The sequence below is a fragment of the Halomonas sp. McH1-25 genome (assembly GCF_022348165.1).
In the GTDB taxonomy this organism is placed as follows: Bacteria; Pseudomonadota; Gammaproteobacteria; order Pseudomonadales; family Halomonadaceae; genus Modicisalibacter.
In genome coordinates, this window is sequence record NZ_JAKRFI010000024.1 from 1 (window position 1) to 1,581 (window position 1,581).

At 64.5% G+C, this 1,581-nt stretch carries 2 protein-coding genes and 1 pseudogene; all 3 read left to right on the top strand.

All coding sequences use genetic code 11. The features are described from left to right. A pseudogene (locus tag MHM84_RS21365) lies at positions 1-167 on the top strand (TRAP transporter large permease subunit); the annotation flags it as partial. Positions 168-194: 27 nt separating this feature from the next. After that, positions 195-1,187 (top strand): AraD1 family protein, encoded by a 993-nt coding sequence (araD1, locus tag MHM84_RS21370; RefSeq protein ID WP_239269095.1) that lies wholly within the window; start codon positions 195-197, stop codon positions 1,185-1,187. Positions 1,188-1,251: 64 nt separating this feature from the next. Then, a partial coding sequence (locus tag MHM84_RS21375; protein WP_239269097.1) for an aldehyde dehydrogenase family protein occupies positions 1,252-1,581 on the top strand: 330 nt, incomplete at its 3' end.

Below are 1,581 nucleotides of genomic sequence, written 5' to 3' on the forward strand. Positions count from 1 at the left end.
TCCTGTCGCCGCCGTTCGGGCCGGCCGCGTTCTACCTCAAGGGGGTGGCGCCGCCGGAGATCAGCCTCAAGGACATCTTCGTGTCGCTGCTGCCGTTCATCGCCATTCAGCTGTGCGTGCTGTTCGCCTTGCTGTTCTGGCCGAATCTCGCCATGTGGCTGGTATAAAACCCATTCGAACCTACGGAGGTCGCCATGCGACTGATCCAATGCGAACATGAAGGCCGCCTGCGGGTTGCCGTGGTAGAGAGCCCCGAGCAGGTACGCCTGGTGAATGCCGAGGAAGGTGTCTACGGACTGGCAAAGCGAGCCATCGCCGAGAAGCGCTCACTGACCGAGCTGGTCGAGTCGGAGCTCACCGACACCCGGCTCGACTATGCCGAGCTGATCGAGCAGCAGCGCCTGCGTGCGCCGCTGACCCACCCGGATCCGGCGCATTGCCTGATCAGCGGCACCGGCCTGACCCATTTGGGCAGCGCCGACACACGCTCGGCCATGCACGCCAAGGCTCAGGCCGCCGAGAGCGAATTGACCGACTCCATGCGCATGTTCAAGATGGGCGTGGATGGCGGCAAGCCGCAGGACGGCCAGCCCGGCGCCCAGCCGGAATGGTTCTACAAGGGCGACGGCAGCATCGTCGTCGATCCCGAAGCCGCCCTACCCGTGCCCAGTTTCGCTGAAGATGCCGGCGAAGAACCCGAGCTGGCCGGGCTGTATGTGGTTGGCGACGACGGCCAGCCCTGGCGTGTCGGCTATGCGGTCGGCAACGAATTTTCCGATCACGTCACCGAGCGCCATAACTACCTGTGGCTGGCACATTCCAAACTGCGCGCCTGCAGCTACGGGCCGGAGCTGTTGGTCGGCGATCTGCCGGAACACCTCGAAGGCACCAGCCGCATCGTGCGTGACGGCCAGGTACTGTGGGAAAAGCCGTTTCTGACCGGCGAGGCGAATATGGCGCACAGCCTCGCCAATCTGGAATACCACCACTTCAAGTACCCGAGCTTCCGTCGCCCGGGCGATGTCCATGTACACTACTTCGGCACCGCCACCCTGAGTTTCGCCGACAATATCCGGACCCGGGATGGCGACCGTTTCGAGGTCGATCTCCCGGCCTTCGGTCGTCCTCTGCGTAACCCGCTACGCTTTAGCTCAGCGGAAACGCCCGTCGCTATCAAGGCCCTGTAACTTACGCATTACGCAATCAGCCACTTCCGGAACCTCTGGAAGGGCTGAATCAAAGGAGGCATTCATGACCCTGGAAGGCAAATCACTCATCGGCCAACAAGCCGTCGCCGGCAACGGCAGCGCCATCCACGCCGTCAACCCGGCCACCGGCGAGCAGCTCGACCCGGCCTACGCCGGCGGCAGCGCCGCCGAAGTCGACAAGGCCGCGCAGCTCGCCTGGGACGCGTTCGACACTTATCGCGAGACCTCGCTCGAGGATCGCGCGGTGTTTCTCGAAACCGTGGCCAGCGAGATCGAGGCCATCGGCGATGACCTGATCCAGCGTGCCGTGGCCGAGACCGGCCTGCCCCAGGCGCGTATCGAGGGCGAACGCGGACGCACCTGCGGCCAGCTG